Source organism: Pseudonocardia sp. Cha107L01 (assembly GCF_052566575.1).
In genome coordinates, this window is sequence record NZ_CP199579.1 from 1,521,018 (window position 1) to 1,538,287 (window position 17,270).

Consider the following 17,270-nt stretch of genomic DNA (forward strand, 5'->3'; position numbering starts at 1 on the left):
GCGATGGGGGTGCTAGCCGGGAGCGGCCGGGAGTTCTGGAGCGGTGTGCTGCGGGCCGGCGGATGCACCACGATCCCGAGGTGGGTGACCGAGCCGACAGCCGGGGTCGCCGAGGTGGCCGAGGTGGCCGTGACCGTGCCGGACGACGTGGCGACCGCGCTGAGTCGGGTGGCCGGGGAGTGCGCGGTGCCGAGGCGCTCGATGGTGCTGGCCGCGCACGCCGCGGTGCTGGCCGCGCTGTGCGGAGAGCGCCGGGTCGTCACCGGCTACGTCGCCGTGGCGGGCGGCCCGGCGTTGCCCTGTGGGCTCGACACCGGCGCCGGCTCGTGGCGGGCGCTGCTCCGCGACACCGCGCGCGTCGAGTCCGAGCTGCGCAGCCACCGGGACTTCCCGATCGAGGAGCTGACGCGTGAGCTCGGCTCGAGCGCGGTGCGGTTCGAGACGGTGTTCGACGCGGTCGGTGGTGAGGAGCGGCCCACCCAGGGCACGGCGCCGACGGGGGGCGCCGTGCTGTGGCTGGACCTGACGGATCGGGCGGGGCGGTTCCGGCTCCGGCTGCGCTACCGCACCGACGTGCTCAACGCCGGGGCCGCCGCCCGCATCGCCGGTTACCACCAGGCCGCGCTCGCGTCGATCGCCACCGCGCCGGACGCCCACCCCGCACAGCGGAGCCTGCTGTCCGCCGAGGAGCTGGCCCACCAGCTCGACGGGCTCGCCGGCCCGCGCCGGGAGCTGCCGGACGCGAGGTTGCACGAGCTGTTCGAGCGCCGGGTGGCCGCCCACCCCGACACCGTGGCCGCCGTGCAGGGCGACGTGCGGTGGACCTACCGCGAGCTCAATGCGCACGCCAACCGGCTGGGCCGGGCTCTGCTGGCGCGCGGACTCGGCCGCGAGGGCGTGGTCGCCGTGGTCACCGAGCGGACCCTCGACTGGATGGCCGCTGTCCTCGCGGTGTTCAAGGCCGGCGGTGTCTACCTGCCCATCGAGCCGCACTTCCCGGCCGAGCGGATCGCCACCACGCTGTCCCGCGCCGGCGCTCGGCTGGTGCTCACCGAGGCGGGCGGTAGCGCCACGCTGCGGTCCGCGCTGGCGTCCCTGCCCCAGGTCGACGCCGTGGACATCGACCGGGCCTGCGCGGAGCTGGCCGGCCGCCCCGGTGCCGACGCCGATCTCGGTGTCGCGGTCGGACCGGACCAGCTGGCCTACATCTACTTCACCTCCGGCTCCACCGGGACGCCGAAGGGGGCGATGTGCGAGCACGCCGGGATGCTCAACCACGTCTACGCCAAGATCGAGGACCTGGGGGTCGGCGAGGGCGCGGTGATCGCGCAGACCGCGCCGCAGTGCTTCGACATCTCGCTGTGGCAGCTGGTGGCCGCGCTGCTGGTCGGCGGGCGGACCCTGCTGGTCGAGCAGAAGGTGGTCCTGGACGTCGCGCGGTTCGTGGACACCATCGCCGACGGGCGGGTCGGGGTGCTCCAGGTCGTGCCGTCGTACCTGGAGGCCGTGCTGTCCCAGCTGGAGGCCGACCCCCGCGAGCTGCCGGACCTGCGGTGCGTGTCGGCCACCGGTGAGGCACTCAAACCGAAACTGGTGCAGCGCTGGTTCGCCGCGATGCCGGGAACGACACTGGTCAACGCCTACGGGCTGACGGAGACCTCGGACGACACCAACCACGAGGTCATGCGCGGGGTGCCGGAGTCGGCGAGCGTGCCGCTCGGGCGGTGTATCCGCAACGTGTCGGTCTACGTGGTCGACGAGCAGCTGCGCCCGGTGCCGCTCGGTGCTCCCGGACTGATCGTGTTCTCCGGGGTGTGCGTGGGCCGGGGCTACGTCAACGACCCGGAACGCACCGCGCAGGCCTACCGGACCGACCCGTACCGGCCGGGCGCACGGCTCTACCTCGGTGGCGACTACGGGCGCTGGCGCCCCCGGGGGACCCTGGAGTTCCTCGGCCGCCGGGACCACCAGGTCAAGATCCGCGGGTTCCGGATCGAGATCGGTGAGATCGAGAACGCCCTGCTGCGGGTGCCCGGCGTGCGGGACGCCGCGGTGGTGGTCCTCGAGCGTGACGGCCAGGACGCCTGTCTCGTGGCGTTCTGTGCCGGCGAGCGACCGGTGGGGACCGACGCCGTGCGCGGGCGGTTGGCCGCGTCACTTCCCGAGTACATGGTGCCCCCGGTGATCCACTGGCGCGACGCACTACCGCTCACGGCCAATAGCAAGATCGACAGAACGGCGCTGGTCGGGCTGGCGGCGGAACTCGGTGCACTCGGCGGTGCGCTCGGCGACTCCGAGGACGTGCATCGCGTGCGAGAGGCGCCGAGGACGCAGACCGAGCGGCGGCTGGCACTCGCCTGGGCGACGGTGCTCGGGGTGCCGGCCGAGGAGATCGGCCGGCGCGACCACTTCTTCGATCGCGGTGGCTCGTCGCTGTCGGCCGTGAAGTTGGCGATCGCGCTGAACCGCGCGGTCAGCCTGAAGGACATCACCCGGCACCCGGTGCTGGCCGAGCTGGCGAGCCTGGTGGACGCCGCGCCGGGCGCGGTGTTCGACGAAGCCAGGCGACCTGCCAGGCGACCTGCCAGCCGTCAGCCCACTGCCTGACCGATCGAAGGGAACACCTGCGATGTCCCCATCTCCGAGCGCGCTGCTCGACCTGAGGCCGCAACCCGGCGCGCCCCCGATCGCGCGTGCCGAGCTGGACGGCGACGCGAGCGACTGGGTGGCTGCGCATCGGGATGCGCTGCGCGGCGCGGTCACCGAGTACGGCGCGGTGCTGGTCCGCGGCCTCGGGCTGTGGGACGCGGCCGGGGTGGCTGAGGTGGCCGCCCGGCTCGGTGGCGGCCCGATGGCTGAGCGGGAGGCCTTCGCGCCCCGCACGCCGTACCCGGGCGGGGTGTACTCCTCCACCAGGTGGCCGGCGAACCAGCCGATGTGCATGCACCACGAGCTCAGTTACGCGCGCGAGTTCCCCGCCCTGATGCTGTTCGCCTGTCTGACCGCACCCGCCGAGGGCGGGGCCACCGGGGTGGCCGATGCGTCGGCGGTGCTCGAGGCGCTGCCTCCCGCGTTGGTCGAGCGGTTCGAACGGGAGGGCTGGCTGCTCACCCGCGGCTACAACGACGAGGTCGGCGCATCCTGGACGGACAGCTTTGGCACTGACGACGGTGCCGCCGGTCGTGCCGCCGTGGAGCGCTACTGCCTGGCGACCGGCATCGAGTTCCAGTGGCAGCCTGACGGCGGCCTGCGCACCCGGCAGCGCCGCCCCGCCGTTGTGCGCCACCCGGTCACGGGCCGGCGGTGCTGGTTCAACCAGATCGCCTTCCTCAACGAGTGGACCCTGGCGGACGAGGTGCGCGAGTACCTCATCGACGACTACGGGCCGGACGGGCTGCCGTTCAACACCCGCTTCGGCAACGGCGACCCGATCGACGCGCGGACCGTGGCGCTGATCGACGAGATCTATCAGGCGCACACCGCGCGTGAGCCGTGGCAGGCCGGTGACCTGCTGCTCGTCGACAACATCGGCACCGCGCACAGCCGCGAGGTGTTCACCGGCCCGCGCGAGGTACTGGTGAGCATGATCGACCCGGTCCGGCTGGACGGCCGATGAGCGACGTGCCGACCGACCCGGGTGGCACCCGCGCGGTGCCGCCGTTCGCGGTGATCTCCGGCGCCCAGGTGCAGCGGGCGCTGGCCGGGAACGAGAAGCAGATCGTGGAGCTGGTCGAGCAGACCTACCGGGTGCACGGCGACGGTGACTCGGTGAACCCGCCGTCCTACTTCCTGCGGTTCCCGGACCGTCCGTCCTCGCGGATCATCGCGCTGCCCGCCTCGCTCGGGGGGCCGTTCCGGGTCGACGGGCTGAAGTGGATCTCCAGCTTTCCCGGCAACGTGGCGGGCGGCCTCCCCCGGGCGTCCGCCGTGCTGATCCTCAACGACCACGACACCGGCTACCCGTTCGCCTGCCTGGAGAGCTCCATCATCTCCGCGACCCGGACGGCGGCCTCGGCGGCGCTGGCCGCCGACCGGCTCAGCCTGGGGCGGCCGAGGCCGACCCGGGTCGGATTCGTCGGCACCGGTCTGATCGCCCGCTACATCCACACGTTCCTCACCGGCACCGGCTGGTCGTTCGACGAGGTCGGCGTGCACGATCTGGCCACCGACAGCGCGACCGGCTTCGCCGACTACCTCCGGCGTTCGGGCGCGACCGGACGCATCACCGTGCACGACGAGCCTCGGCAGCTGATCCGGGAGAGCGACCTGATCGTCTTCGCCACCGTGGCCGGGCGGCCGCACGTGCACGAGGTGAGCTGGTTCGAGCACAACCCGCTGGTGCTGCACGTGTCGCTGCGCGACCTCGCGCCGGAGATCGTGCTGGCCAGCTGCAACATCGTCGATGACGTCGAGCACTGCCTCAAGGCCGACACCTCGCCGCACCTGGCCGAGCAGCTCACCGGGCGGCGGGACTTCCTGGCCGGCACGTTGGCCGACGTGATCGCCGGGCGGGTGGCTGTGCCGACCGATCGGGCGATCGTGTTCTCGCCGTTCGGCCTGGGCGTGCTCGATCTCGCGGTGGGCAAGTACGTCTACGACCAGGTGCACCGATCCGGCGAGCTGCACGTGGTGGACGACTTCTTCCATGAGCTGAGTCGGTACGGATGAGCGGTGCGACGCGGTGAACGGAAACAGCGGTCACGCAGGGGAGATGAGGGGGCGACGATGCCAGTCATAGCCACTCCGGATGCTTTCAACCAGGAGGATCTGTTCGTCGACCTGGGGTCGGTCGTCGGCCACTCGCTGTACCTGAAGTGTGAGGGCTTCAACTTCGCCGGGTCGATCAAGCTCAAGGCAGCCGCCGCGATGGTGGCCGCCGCCGAGTGCGAGGGGCGGTTACGGCCCGGCTCGACCCTGCTCGAGTCCTCCTCGGGGAACCTGGGCGTGGCGCTGAGCATGATCGCGGCGAGCCGCGGCTACCGCTTCCTGTGCGTGACCGACTCCCGGTGCAACCTGGCCAGCCGCCAGCTGATGGAGGCGCTGGGCAGCTGCGTCCACGTCATCGCAGAGCCCGACGCGACCGGTGGCTACCTGGCGGCGCGGATCGAGTACGTGCGCGAGCTGTGTGCCGAGGACGAGCGGTACGTCTGGCTCAACCAGTACGAGAACGCGGCCAACTGGCAGGCGCACCACCTCACCACCGCGCCGGCCATTGCCCGTCAGTTCCCCAGGCTGGACGTGCTGTTCGTCGGTGCCGGCACCACCGGGACGCTCATGGGTTGTGCCCGCTACTTCCGGGACCGCGACTCGTCGGTGCGGATCGTGGCGGTGGACAGCGTCGGGTCGGTGACCTTCGGTGGCCCACCCGGACCGCGGATGCTCCCCGGCCTGGGTACCAGCGTGCGGCCGCCGTTGCTGGACGAGTCCTATGTCGACGACGTGGTGTGCGTGGCGGAGGCCGACGCCGTCCGGACCTGCCACGACCTGGCCCGGCGTGGGTTCCTGTTCGGTGGCTCGACCGGCACGGTGGTCAGCGGCGCGACGAGTTGGTTGGCCGAGCACGACACCGACGGACTCACCGCGGTAGCCATCGCCCCCGACCTCGGCGAGCGCTACCTCGACACCGTCTACCAGACGAACTGGCTCTACGGGGTGTACGGCCACGACGTACTGGGCACCGACGACCTCAGCACCGGAACCCGGTCGGCCTGAGTTCACGGCTCGAGGACCAGGTGGGGGTGCTTACCGGCGGTCCCGGAGCTTCGGACAGGGCGGAGGCTCAGGGGGTATTGGTGGTCAGGTCCAGTGCGGGGTCTTGGTGGCTGCCCAGCTGGTCGGGGGTGAAGACCGGCACCGTGGTGGTGGGTGGGATGCCGGGGCCCTCGTAGTTGCGGCCGTCGGGGGCGATGTAGTCCTCGTTGCCGACGCTGACCGTCCAGCCGTTGGGCAGCTTCCGGTCGGGGTTGTCGGCGAACACGCCCTGGGTGGTGGTGCCGACCCGGGTGACGGCGGGCTGGCGCTGCATCATCGCCTCGATGAAGGTCTCGCCGGCGCTGATGGTCAGGTCGCTGGTGAGCAGCCGGACCGGCCCGGTGTAGTGCGGGCGGCCGGCGGTCGGCGCCACGGTGACCACCCGGGCGCGGCCGTACTTGGTCGGGTCGGTCGGGCTGTTGCGGGCGATCTTGGTGTAGGCGGGGTAGGGGTGGTCGGTCATCCGGCCGGCGAGGCTGAGCCCCAGCTCGTCGTCCCCGCCGTCGTTGTAGCGCAGATCGATGACCAGGCTCTTCCAGGCCTTCACGTGCGCGTCGGAGAACACCTCGTCCAGCACCTGGTCGAGCAGCGCCTGCCGGGCCAGATAGCTGTCCGGCTTGGTGTCCCAGTCCTGGAAGGCGGTGAGCCGCAGGTAACCGCGCCCGTCCGGGAGGTCGGCGTAGGCCAGGTTGCCGTTGCCCCAGGTGCGGATGTCCCGCACACCCAGGTCGTGCAGGTGCGCGTCGACCGCCGTCACCGCGGCCTTCTTCTTGATGCCGCCGGGACCGTCGGTGTAGCGGGTGCCCGGCCGGAAGCCCTCGTAGTTGTCGTCATCCGGCCCGCTGATCTCGATGTGCGCGTCGCCCAGCGGTTGCACCATGTTGATCATGATTTGGTAGAGCTGTGCCGGCGTGGTGTTCGCGTTGACCTGCGGGCGGTAGGTGTTGCGCAGTGCGTTCCAGTCGACGTGCTTGCGCACCGTGGAGTTGTAGTTCTCGGCCAGGTTGGCCCAGAACGTGTCGAACGTGGTCAGCGGGTCCTTGGCCATCGGGTGCGTGCACTCCGCCGGGATCGCGGGGATGGCCACCAGGTCGATGTCGGCGGCGGTGCCCAGCAGGCGCAGCTCGCCCTGGGTGGCGCTGGTGCGGCGCAGGGTCTCCTCCGGCTGGTCGTGGCGGCCGAAGGACACCGCGCCGGTCGGGTCGGCGCCGGAAACCAGGGGGCTTGGCTTCTCCGGCATGCAGCTCAGCGAGGTGGTCTCGTACGTCTGAGCCTGCCCGTTGGCCACCTCGATCACCAGGCCGTAGCCGTCGGAACGCCACACCCCGTTAACCTGCTTGGACGCTTCGGCCGCGGTAGGAGCGTTCGCCGCTTGTCCGCAGCCAGCCAGGAGGCCGGCCGTGGCCAGCAGGGACAATCCGCCAAGTCGGCGGCGGAGCATGTCCATGCCTACCAAGCTAGCGTGCGCCGGCACCCGTGGGTGATCGAACTCAGCAACCTCATATTGGGTTCACAGCACCGGCTCAGCATGGCCTGTCCGCGTCCGTCTGGCGTCGGACCCGAGTCGAGTCGTGGATGTCCTCATCCCTGGCGCGCTCGTTCTAGACGGTGCCGCTGGTTGTGGCCACGCTGGCTCTGGCTGTTCGGCCGATCGGCCCGTGACATGGTCTTCTGGACTGCCTACGGTCAGTGGTGCTGTTCGACGGCGGTGTCCGGCGGGAGGCGCTGATGGCACGGGGTGACGAGTTCTGGGCGATTGATCCCGGCGGTACTGATCGGACCGAGGACTGGCAGCAGATGCTCTCGGCCACGCATCTGCCTTGGAGCGTGAGTGTTCCGAGCGCGCCTGACGAGCCGGTGTTCGAGGCCTGGGTGCGTCGCTGGTGGATCGATGACCTGGCCTTGGTGGACTGCGAGTGCGGGCCGTGTTCGGGAACACGACAGCGACGCCAGGTCGCGGAGACCGATGGTGAATTCGTCGTTGTCCTCATCACTCGGGCTGGCCGCGAGACGGTGACTCAGGGCGACTCGGAGGCGGACCTCAGCGCTGGGGACGCGGTGGCCTGGGACAGCACGAAGCCGGCCCGGTTCGCCGTGTGGGAGACGCTGTCGAAGCGAAGCCTGTTGATCCCCCGGGCGGCACTGGACGAGGTCGGCGGCCGCGCCTGGATGACTGGCGGGGTAATGCTGAACGGACTCGCCCCCGCGACGCGACTGCTCACCACCTACCTCGACACCCTGAGTCAGGCCCTGCCGGACCTGAACTCGGCGGCCATCAGTGCCGCCCGGAACGCCACGCTGGAGCTGTTCATCGGTGCGTTGCGGACCGACGGCGACGTCCCGACCACCGGTGCGGCGCGCCCGGCATTGCGCGCGGCGATGGACCGCTTCATCGAGCAACACCTCCTCGACGACGCTGTCACTCCGGCGGCGATCGCCAACGCACACGGCGTCTCGACCCGCACCGTCAACCGCGTCTTCAACGCCACCGGTCAGACCGTCAGCGAGGTCGTCCGGGTACGTCGGCTGGCCCGCGCGCGCGACGAGCTGACCAGGTCCAACCGGCCGATCTCGGTGATCGCTCACCGGTGGGGGTTCTCCGACACCAGCCACTTCAGCCGTACGTTCAAGGCTCATTACGGCAGTTCCCCGACTGACTACCGCGGTCGCGCACAGAGTGGGGCCGGTGTTGGCGCAGCCGTTCAAGTGCCTGTCGCAGCAGTTCAACGCGGTGCGGAACGACCCTATGAGACTGGGGTCACAACGGCCCGAGGCTGAGCCGGCGCTCTCCTCCGGCCGACCGTTCAGGCTCCGGGAGGCACCAGCATGGCCAGACGTGACATCGAGTTCAATGCCGAGGGCGTGACGCTCCGAGGCTGGTTCTATCCCGCCGAGGGAGCGACTGGGCCGGCGCCGACCATCGTCATGGCGCACGGCTACTCGGCGGTCAAGGAGATGTACCTCGACCGCTACGCCGAGCATTTCGCCGCGGGCGGACTCAACGCGCTGGTGTTCGACAACCGCAACTTCGGCGCCAGCGACGGCGAACCGCGCCAGGAGATCGACCCGTGGGCCCAGGTCCGCGACTACCGCCACGCGATCACCTACGCCACCACCCTGCCCGAGACCGACGGCAACCGGATCGGAGTCTGGGGCAGCAGCTACTCCGGCGGTCACGTACTGGTCGTCGCGGCGATCGACCGTCGAGTCAAGGCCGTGGTCAGCCAGGTTCCGCTGGTCAGCGGCCATGACAATCTGCGCGCGCTGGTCCGCGCCGACTTTCTCGACGGGTTCCGCGAGATGTTCGATGCCGACCGCCTGGCCCGCTTCCAGGGCGACCCGCCCGCCATGGTGCCCGTGGTCGCCGAAGACCCCCTTGCCCCCTCCGCGTTGCCCACGCCGGACTCGTGGCAGTGGTTCACCGAAACTGGCAAGACCCGGGCCCCGTCATGGAAGAATGAGGTCACGCTGCGCAGCGTGGAGATGCTCGCCGAGTACGAGCCGGCCTCCTACATCGCCCACATCGCGCCGACACCGCTGCTGATGCTGCCCGCCCGCAATGACGTGCTGACCCCGACGGAACTGGCGATCGGGGCCTACGAGAAGGCGCGGGAACCCAAGAGGTTGCAGTTGCTCCCGGGCGGGCACTTCGACGCCTACGTCAAGGGTTTCGACGTCTCCAGCGGGCCCGCGCGTGATTGGTTCCTCGAGCATCTCGCGCCCTGACCTGTTCGGAGCCCGGCGGTCGAGGTATCGCCAAAGCATGCGCCGCCGAAGGCGCGAAGATCGTCGTCAGCGACGTCCACGAGAAGCCCAACACCGGCGGTTTCGAGGCCGACGCCACCTTGACCACCGCCGAGACCATCGAAAAGGCCGGCGGTCGAGCCGTCTACGTCAACTGCGACGTCACCAAGTCCGACGAGGTCGCCAACCCCAACCAGTCCGTCTACAACATCTCCAAGGGGTGCGCAGGCCAATCTCACCCGGTGCCTGGCCATCGAGTACGGCAAAGACGGCATCCGAGTCAACGGCATCTGCCCTACCTACGCCAAGACCTCACTGGCACGAGAGCTTTTCGACGACAAGGACTTCGACCAGGCCTTCACCGGGGTGAGCTGGCGCCGAATGCCACCAGAGTTGCAACCACGCCGAACGGCGGGCCGCTCGGGGACCCGGCGGCTCGTCGTTCCCGCTGGTCACTGGGGGAGGATGCGGGATTCGAACCCGCGAGGGCTGTAACACCCAACACGCTTTCCAAGTCTCCACGGCGCTGTCCAGCGGTGGTCGGCTCGCTCCTGGCCTGGGGCTGGACTGCTTGTCCGTGACCCGTTGGACTGCGGCGAATGCCAGTGAATGAGACCAAAAGTGAGACCGCGCGAACGATCACCGTGCCGCACCGGTCAAACGGCAGACGAGGTTCGACTGAACAGCTCATCGGGGGGTAGCGAACGAAGGATTTGCCACAATGTCACCGCCAGCTGTGGCTGACAGGCGTACTGTCCCAGACCTCATTCGCATGGACCCCGCGAATTTGCCCGGCCCTCGCGACCAGACGAGCCCTGGAGTGCTCACATGGACGCATGGTCGGCGGCGGTGCAGTTCCTGCTCATCGACAACAGAGCGCGGGTGCTCGCTGAAGCCCATCCCTTGACCGACGACGGGCAGTGCGGGCGGTGCACCCCGCCCGGCTGCACCGCAGCCGCCCTGGCGGCCGAGGCCCTATCCATACTCAGCGTCATGCGATGTCGGTGACCGTCTACCATCCAGGTGGGGACGATCGTGGCTCAGGCCCTCGATGATCTAGAAGGTCGACGTACCCACAGCACTGCGACTCGTGGCCACGATCGCATGGCACCAGGGATGGCTTTACGCCGAGCACCCCCGGGGTCTTGTAGCTACGAGGTCAAGCCCGATGCGCAATCAGCACCGTGAGCTGCTTCTCGGTGTCGGTGTCCAGGCGACCAGAGACCACCGGGCCGTCCGAGTGGTTTGCCATGGAGTCCGTACGCCAGCGAAATTACAGTTAGCTGCAATTCGACCTCTGACGTGTCGCATTCGAGGCGGAGTTGAGTTAGGCCGCCTTGACCGGCAACAGGACTGTCATATCGAGCAGGTCCAGTAGCTTGATCAAGTAGCAGGAGCATCCGGACAGATCGAATTGGTGTCCGCTGTAGTTCGCTTCGATGGCGGCGGTCTCCAGAGCCCTCAGTCCCTTAGCACCGATGAAGCTGACCGCCGACACATCGACGGTCAACCGGGCCACAGGTTGGGCGGCAGTGAGCATGTCTTGCAGGGCGCGTTCGAGTTCGGGAGCGGTCGCGACGTCGATGTCACCACGGACGTACAGGATGACGAGGCTTGGTGGTTTGACTTGCATGTGGAGCTCCAGGCCGGCCGGTTGTTCCGGCGGTGAAGCATTGACCGAAGGATCGCTCATGGCTCGTTCTCGCGTTCCTGACCCAGTCCTGGGTCATGTGGCGGCGAGAAGGCCAGAGAGTCCGCCATCGAAGTCGTGGCGGTGCGGAGGACATCCGCATGCATCTGGGCCTGACGAGCGCTCCAACCCGTGGCGTGGGTCGGAGGCCTCCCCGAGGTGGGTTGCATCCGATCCAACCGGATACCACCTGCAGTGTGCGCGCAAGAGACTGTTCTGTACACCCCGTTGGCGCCAGCCATCGCTGGGGCTTGTGTGTCGCCTCGCGATGTAGGGCCGGCTCGGCCCGCCGGCCGCGCCCGGGCCGGAGGCAGAAGGCGCGAGCCGAGTGGGCCGGCAAAGCCGGCACGCGCCACGCGCCGCCGTCGAACAGCGGTCTCGCGCCGTGTTAGCGGTTGAGCGTGGCGAGCCGAAGAGCGTGGTCGCGGCCCAGTTCGGGGTGTCGCGGCAGAGTTTGCATACCTGGCTGACCCGCTACCGGGAGAGCGGCCTGGCGGGGTTGATGGATCGATCCCACAAGCCCTCGGCCTGCCCGCATCAGGCGTCGGTGCAGGTCGAGACTGGGTCTGCGAGATGCGCCGGGAACACCCGCGTTGGGGTCCACGTCGCATCGCCCACGAGCTCGCCCTGCTCATCCCGGACGCCATGTACGCACACGGCTGCGGGGACACCTGTGCGAAGAAGCCCGGGTTCTGCCCGAAGCGGAAGTCGATCCGGCCGGAGACCAACGACACGAAGTCCCGGGCCGGCCGGCGTGCTGTCGGGCTCCCCGATGAGCTGGTGTCGCTGCTGAAGCAGCACCGGGAGGAGCAGGCCGCCGAGCGGGAGACGGCGGCCCAGCTCTGGCGAGATTCCGGGTACGTGTTCACCACTCCGCGCGGAGAGCCGGTGAACCCGAGCACTGACTACCACCACTGGAAGCGGCTCCTGGCGGCCGCCGGTCTGCGGGACGGTCGGCTGCACGACCCCCGACACACCGCCGCGACGGTGCTGCTCATCCTTGGTGTTCCTGAACGCACGGTGATGGGCCTGATGGGTTGGTCCACGACCGCGATGGCCGCTCGCTACCAGCGCATGACCGGCGCGATCCGGGGTGACGTGGCGCAGCGAGTGGGCGGCCTCATCTGGGGAGCGTCCGGGACAAGTGAGACCGAAATCGAGACCAAACGCCAGAACGCCGGGCCGCCCGCATCTGGGTTCCCGGCGTTGTCGCAGGTCGCTGGCGGAGGATGCGGGATTCGAACCCGCGAGGGCTGTAACACCCAACACGCTTTCCAATTGGGCGGCGCGGTGTTCCAGAGAGGTCAGCCCCGTCGATGACCTCGCTCGGTCGGCCGTCGACCTAGGGTCGGACTGCAGCAGATGGGGACGAATGAGACTGGAACTGAGACTGCCCTGGCTATCGTCCAGAGGTCGGTTGCCGGGCGCAGATGAAGGCTACTCAGCAGATCTACGGCTACGTGGACCGCTCGTCGGACGGGTACGTTCGGCGGGGCGTGGCGAGACCATCGTGAGGAAGACACCGCCTGTGAGCCTGACCGAAGAGACCGCCCATCGCCTCCTGGCCGTCGCCGGCGAGCAGCTCGATCTCGACGTACAGGGAGCCACCCTGATCCGGATCGGCTCGAACGCCGTCTTCCGGCTGGAGAAGCCGGTGATCGTCAGGATCGCCCGCGACCCCGGGCCACTGGATGAAGCTCGGAAACAGGTCGCGGTCGCGCGCTGGCTGGAAGATGCGGGGTACTCGGCAACGCGTGCGCTCCATGACGAGCAACCCATAGACATCGAGGGCCACGCGGTGACCGCCTGGCAGTCCGTCTCCGAGCGCGAGGAGTACGCCCCGGTCGCTCAGGTAGCTGCTCTGATCCGGCAGCTTCACGCGCTGACTCCGCCGGCTTCGCTGAAGCTCCCAAGTTTTGAACCGTTCATGCATCTAGGTGACCGGCTCGGCAACCTGGACGGCATCGACGAGAACGACGCCAAGTTCCTACGGGAGCGCGCGATTGAACTGGCGAAACAGTACGAGCGCCTCAGCTTCCCTCTGGGATACGGTCCGATCCACGGAGACGCCAACGTCGGCAACGTCATCCTGAGCGACGACGGCGACCCTGTGCTCATCGACCTCGACAGCTTCGCCAAGGGGCCCCGCGAGTGGGACCTAGTCCAGACGGCACTCTTCTACGACCGGTTCGGCTGGCACACCCGACAGGAGTACCGAACTTTCGTCGAGGTCTACGGCTTCGACATCATGACCTGGGCCGGTTACGCAACGCTTGCTGACTACCGCGAGCTCTCGATGACCCTCTGGCTGGCAGGTAAGGCTCGTGAGGACGACTCGGCGGCCCGGGAGATCAGCAAACGGGTTAGTGCCATCCAAACGGGGGGAAGCCGGCGTGAGTGGGCACCTTTTTAGTTCCTGGACCGCGGGGACGGTCATGTCGAGGGCCACAGTCTGGAGTGATCTTCACCCTGTGGCCTAGCATCGCTAAGCGATCCACAGCGCGTGTTCAACCCACAAGCCGGTTGGAACTGTCGGAGCAGGTCCATACTGTTGGCGAGGAGGCGGGCAGCCTCGCGGTGTTAGATGCAATCAGACTCACATGGACGCTGGCCAGCTGAGCTTAGGAGGTGAGCCTCGTGACTCATGGTGCACAACCCTCCACTGTCGGACAGCGAATCGCGATGCTGATCGACAACCTCGGCGTTCTCGCCACAGATGTCGAGGCTGTATTGCAACTTCCAGATAGCGTGACCCTCGATGACGTCTTAACTGACCGGCACCAGCTCACTCCTAGCGATCTTGTGGCGCTCTCCGATGTCCTAGAGGTGCCCGCCACGGTCCTGTCAGGTCAAGTCCCAATCAACCGCCATCTCGGTGTATCACTCCGACTGGGAGCACTCCAGTCTACTGAGGCCCCAAACGCGGCGCTGCAATATGCCGAGAAGCTTCTTCAATATCAGGCCCTCTTGGATTCGTGGCTTGGACGCGTATCGAACCCACTTGCCAATGTGAGTATGAGCACTGACCCGCTTTACGTACGCGCGGGCGAAGTGAGTGCGGCTAGGGTGCGAGATGGCCTCAGTCTGGGCGCTGGACCTATCGATGATTTGGTTAGCCTGGTCGAACGACTCGGCTTCCCGGTTGCATTCTTAGAACTGCCCGATAATGTAGCTGGGCTCAATGTCAGAGATGAACGGGAAGGGTACACTTCCCGGGTAATTATCATTTCGTGCCGAGAGGCATGGACAAGACAGCGTTACACGTTGGCGCACGAACTTTGTCATGCACTTTACGATGATGAGGGTCAGGTCATAGTCGATAACGTCGACTCTCCCGACCTGCTGCCCGAACGTCGCGCAGATTCGTTTGCGCGAAATCTGTTGCTCCCGAAACGCTCGCTCAAGCAGGCGATGAACGACGCCCCTGTCTATAACGGCGACCTGTTGGCTACTACTGCCCAATTAATGATTCGTTGGGGTTTGAGCCGGGAAGCAATAGCACGAACTCTCCAGTATGATGGATTCATTACAGCAAGAGACATGAATTTCATCTTAGAGCAAAGGGTGAGTGAAATCATGTCCTTGTCGGGCTTCGCAGAGACGTGGCAGCGTTTGTCCGACCGGGAAGGGGAGCCATCGGGCTCGCCCCTTCTTGTTGAACGAGCGCTTCAAGCATATAGAAACGGCTGGGTAAGCTCCCAGGTTGTTGCGGATTTGTTGGGCGCAGATCGCTCCGAAACGGAACAGGTGTTGCTGAAGCAAGGCTGGACGTAAGACTTCCCAACCGGCTAGTCGAGTCCATCGCATTTTGGGCAGCTGTTATCTTCGTTGCCGTCGCATTCGAACGCGTCTTTGGTTGTCGGTCGACAATGTGCCGGCGGAGAAGAGATGGCGAGGGAGTCGCGAAATATGCTGAGGCACTCATCGGCGCCGAGCGATGAATCCGCACAACTTATTTCCGCAATTACATCTCCAGCATGGCGCGTTGGAATCCCATGCTGCCGCGCGACGACGCTTGCCGCGCCATCATTCGACAAGAATATCTGACGCTTCCCGGTTTCAATTTTGAATCGGGAAGATAAGACGATTACCGCAGCCTCGCCGCCGTGTTTCTTAGAGGCGTCTCCGGATAGTCCTTTGAGCTGCTCTCTGATCAAATCGACATTTGGAAGATCAGTTTCTGTAAGCTCAACGACTTGCAGAGGGGGCTGCGCTACAAGTAGGTTGCGAACCGCTAGGGCTGCCGCCGCTGAACGATTATAGGCCTCAGGAGGAGAGTCCTCCTGCCTGTTTGAGAGACCGCGAAGTTCACGATCGACCGGCTGCGCTATGCGTACTCGGTTCTTATAGTGCCCGCGAAACCGCTCAGGCAGGTCGCTCCGGCTGCCGATTACGAGAAGGACGCCGGTATCCGGCCAGACTAGAGCATTGGCCCACCCACGTTGCGAGACCTCGTCGGCGACTGCGAACTGCGCACGAATTTTCGGTGCCGTAGCGGGCGGGATCAGGGGCCTTTTGCGGGGCATCATTGATGGACTAGGTGTCCGAGGAACCTCGTTCCCGCCCATTTCCCTCACCTTGTGCCGAGCGCTAGGGATATCAGTTGCAGGAATTACTCCATCAGAATGGCGGAGGCTCATCCAAGCTTCCGCCCATATCAGTGGGGCGGGTAGCGCCCTTCGCGTCGGGATTTGTAAGTTGCCAGGCGTCCCGGTCTGGGCACCATCTGGAGACCGGGCACCATTCGCAGTGAGGACCGATGGTAGTCGACCATTCATTATCTACGTGCCAATCCTCGGCTGCGCGCCTCACATCCCCGCGAGCTACAGCCGTGACCGCTGCATCTCCAACGTCCCAAGACCATACAGACTGACTATCCTTGGTTATCAATTCTAATTCGACTAGGCTGCAATCGAACCCATAGTGAGTAGCCAATCCGGATGCGAGCATGGATATCATGAACGGTACTTGTATGTGTTTGTTGTAGGCGTCATCTCTGCCGCCACCATACTGAGCTTCGGCTGTCTTAAGTTCTCGTATAATTAAGACTCCGTCACGAGCATATACGAGGTCCGGCTTCATGACTGGCACAACCTCGGCTATGTGGTCATATCCTCGAACAGTGCTCTCCTGATCCAGCACTCGTGTACCTTCGAGCCGAAGCGGGCAACCGTCGACATGGTTGACTAGATATGGATATGCGCGCGCATAATCGTCACCGGCGAGATCGTCAACCGGCGATTGACTTTCTCCGGGACTGGGCAGATCCGCCTCCGTGCAGCGAACGCCTCGGGAGTGGGCTGCTTCCAACCAATGGTGTACTAGTCGGCCGGTAGTTGCTCCTGCGCTTTCGGTTCGCTCCGCAGGAAGACGAAGGTTGGACTCAAGCAACCATTGCGCCGGACAGAGCTGGTATTGCCTCAATGCAGAAGGCGAGACTGCGCGAGATTCATGCCCGCGCCCGGACTGGCCGAGAAAACCATCAAGATTGGTCAGACTTCGACACGAGCCTGCGGCCTTGCATTTTCCGCAAGAGAGACAGGCTGATACGTGATCTTCATCGGCGAGTGCTGACGCACGTTGCCGTGTCTGATCATTGAAGAGCGTGCGCGCTTCATCCGGAGTACCGTCAAACAAGACCAAAACGATTCCGTCGTAACATCCAATCTCAACCACACGAATACGGGTTGGGGTCTCACCTCCGCGAAAATTGGCGGCGACATAGGCGGCGGAGGCTGTCCATCGACGGTCCCGAGGATCTGCGTCTCCTCTCGCGGTGCCCATGCGAAACTTTCGCACTTCGCGAATTCCGCCACTCGCCGTATAGAGAGGCGCCCAGACCCATAGCTGTCGACCGGGGGGGCCAATTTCAGGGTTTCGTGTAAGGAGGCGAAGCGGTCCCAGCTCGGACTCTATCGCCTCATGCGCGTCGATCAGATTCTCGACTGCGTGTGTCACAAATGGAACCACTTGCTTATGAATCCCTCGCAGTCGAATTCGTTTATCTAGCCAATTTCGCAACTCGTTGTAGTCTTCAATGTTGGAGGCGAGGTGCGAATCGACAAGCAAGCTTATGATGTCATCC

General features: G+C 66.4%; 12 protein-coding genes and 2 pseudogenes. 11 read left to right on the top strand and 3 right to left on the bottom strand.

Translation table 11 applies throughout. The annotated features are described in order from the left end of the window. Positions 1 to 3: 3 nt before the first annotated feature. Genes ACTXG6_RS07195 through sbnA form a run of 4 tightly spaced genes read left to right on the top strand, consistent with a single transcriptional unit; the run spans position 4 to position 5,712 of the window. Positions 4 to 2,607, top strand: coding sequence for a non-ribosomal peptide synthetase (locus tag ACTXG6_RS07195; RefSeq protein WP_445186980.1), 2,604 nt, complete (start codon positions 4 to 6; stop codon positions 2,605 to 2,607). A 22-nt stretch (positions 2,608 to 2,629) separates the two neighbouring features. Beyond that, entirely contained in the window at positions 2,630 to 3,616 is a 987-nt protein-coding gene (locus tag ACTXG6_RS07200; RefSeq protein WP_445186981.1) for a TauD/TfdA family dioxygenase, read from the top strand. Continuing rightward, a complete protein-coding gene (sbnB, locus tag ACTXG6_RS07205; protein WP_445186982.1) occupies positions 3,613 to 4,668 on the top strand; it encodes a 2,3-diaminopropionate biosynthesis protein SbnB in 1,056 nt (351 codons plus the stop codon). Before ACTXG6_RS07200 ends, sbnB begins: the two co-directional genes overlap by 4 nt. 57 nt (positions 4,669 to 4,725) lie before the next feature. Continuing rightward, positions 4,726 to 5,712, top strand: a complete 987-nt coding sequence (gene sbnA, locus ACTXG6_RS07210; RefSeq protein ID WP_445186983.1) for a 2,3-diaminopropionate biosynthesis protein SbnA — start codon at positions 4,726 to 4,728, stop codon at positions 5,710 to 5,712. A gap of 67 nt (positions 5,713 to 5,779) precedes the next feature. On the opposite strand, the gene ACTXG6_RS07215 is transcribed toward sbnA, so the two are convergent. Next, complete coding sequence (locus tag ACTXG6_RS07215) at positions 5,780 to 7,075, bottom strand: S41 family peptidase (RefSeq protein ID WP_445186984.1); 1,296 nt, start codon at positions 7,073 to 7,075, stop codon at positions 5,780 to 5,782. Positions 7,076 to 7,443: 368 nt separating this feature from the next. Between ACTXG6_RS07215 and ACTXG6_RS07220 the strand changes: the two genes are divergently transcribed. The 3 genes and pseudogenes from ACTXG6_RS07220 to ACTXG6_RS07230 all read left to right on the top strand — a co-directional run. Then, the gene (locus tag ACTXG6_RS07220; RefSeq protein ID WP_445186985.1) at positions 7,444 to 8,529 is read left to right on the top strand and encodes a helix-turn-helix domain-containing protein; all 1,086 of its coding nucleotides are present in this window, start codon (positions 7,444 to 7,446) and stop codon (positions 8,527 to 8,529) included. A 48-nt stretch (positions 8,530 to 8,577) separates the two neighbouring features. Further along, positions 8,578 to 9,477, top strand: coding sequence for an alpha/beta hydrolase (locus tag ACTXG6_RS07225; RefSeq protein WP_445186986.1), 900 nt, complete (start codon positions 8,578 to 8,580; stop codon positions 9,475 to 9,477). A gap of 246 nt (positions 9,478 to 9,723) precedes the next feature. Next, positions 9,724 to 9,990 (top strand): annotated as a pseudogene (locus ACTXG6_RS07230) (SDR family oxidoreductase); the annotation flags it as partial. A gap of 832 nt (positions 9,991 to 10,822) precedes the next feature. Here the strand turns inward: ACTXG6_RS07230 and ACTXG6_RS07235 are convergent. Beyond that, on the bottom strand, positions 10,823 to 11,188 hold the full coding sequence (locus ACTXG6_RS07235) for an STAS domain-containing protein (RefSeq protein ID WP_445186987.1): 366 nt from the start codon (positions 11,186 to 11,188) through the stop codon (positions 10,823 to 10,825). Positions 11,189 to 11,513: 325 nt separating this feature from the next. Between ACTXG6_RS07235 and ACTXG6_RS07240 the strand changes: the two are divergent. The 4 genes and pseudogenes from ACTXG6_RS07240 to ACTXG6_RS07255 all read left to right on the top strand — a co-directional run. Further along, positions 11,514 to 11,732: pseudogene (locus ACTXG6_RS07240) on the top strand (helix-turn-helix domain-containing protein); the annotation flags it as partial. A 26-nt stretch (positions 11,733 to 11,758) separates the two neighbouring features. After that, a complete protein-coding gene (locus tag ACTXG6_RS07245) occupies positions 11,759 to 12,505 on the top strand; it encodes a tyrosine-type recombinase/integrase (protein ID WP_445186988.1) in 747 nt (248 codons plus the stop codon). 208 nt (positions 12,506 to 12,713) lie between these two features. Then, a complete protein-coding gene (locus ACTXG6_RS07250; protein ID WP_445186989.1) occupies positions 12,714 to 13,598 on the top strand; it encodes a phosphotransferase family protein in 885 nt (294 codons plus the stop codon). 269 nt (positions 13,599 to 13,867) lie between these two features. Next, the gene (locus ACTXG6_RS07255) at positions 13,868 to 14,959 is read left to right on the top strand and encodes an ImmA/IrrE family metallo-endopeptidase (protein WP_445186990.1); all 1,092 of its coding nucleotides are present in this window, start codon (positions 13,868 to 13,870) and stop codon (positions 14,957 to 14,959) included. A gap of 846 nt (positions 14,960 to 15,805) precedes the next feature. Here ACTXG6_RS07255 and ACTXG6_RS07260 read toward each other — a convergent pair. After that, positions 15,806 to 16,969, bottom strand: coding sequence for a PD-(D/E)XK nuclease family protein (locus tag ACTXG6_RS07260; protein WP_445186991.1), 1,164 nt, complete (start codon positions 16,967 to 16,969; stop codon positions 15,806 to 15,808). Positions 16,970 to 17,270 lie beyond the last annotated feature (301 nt).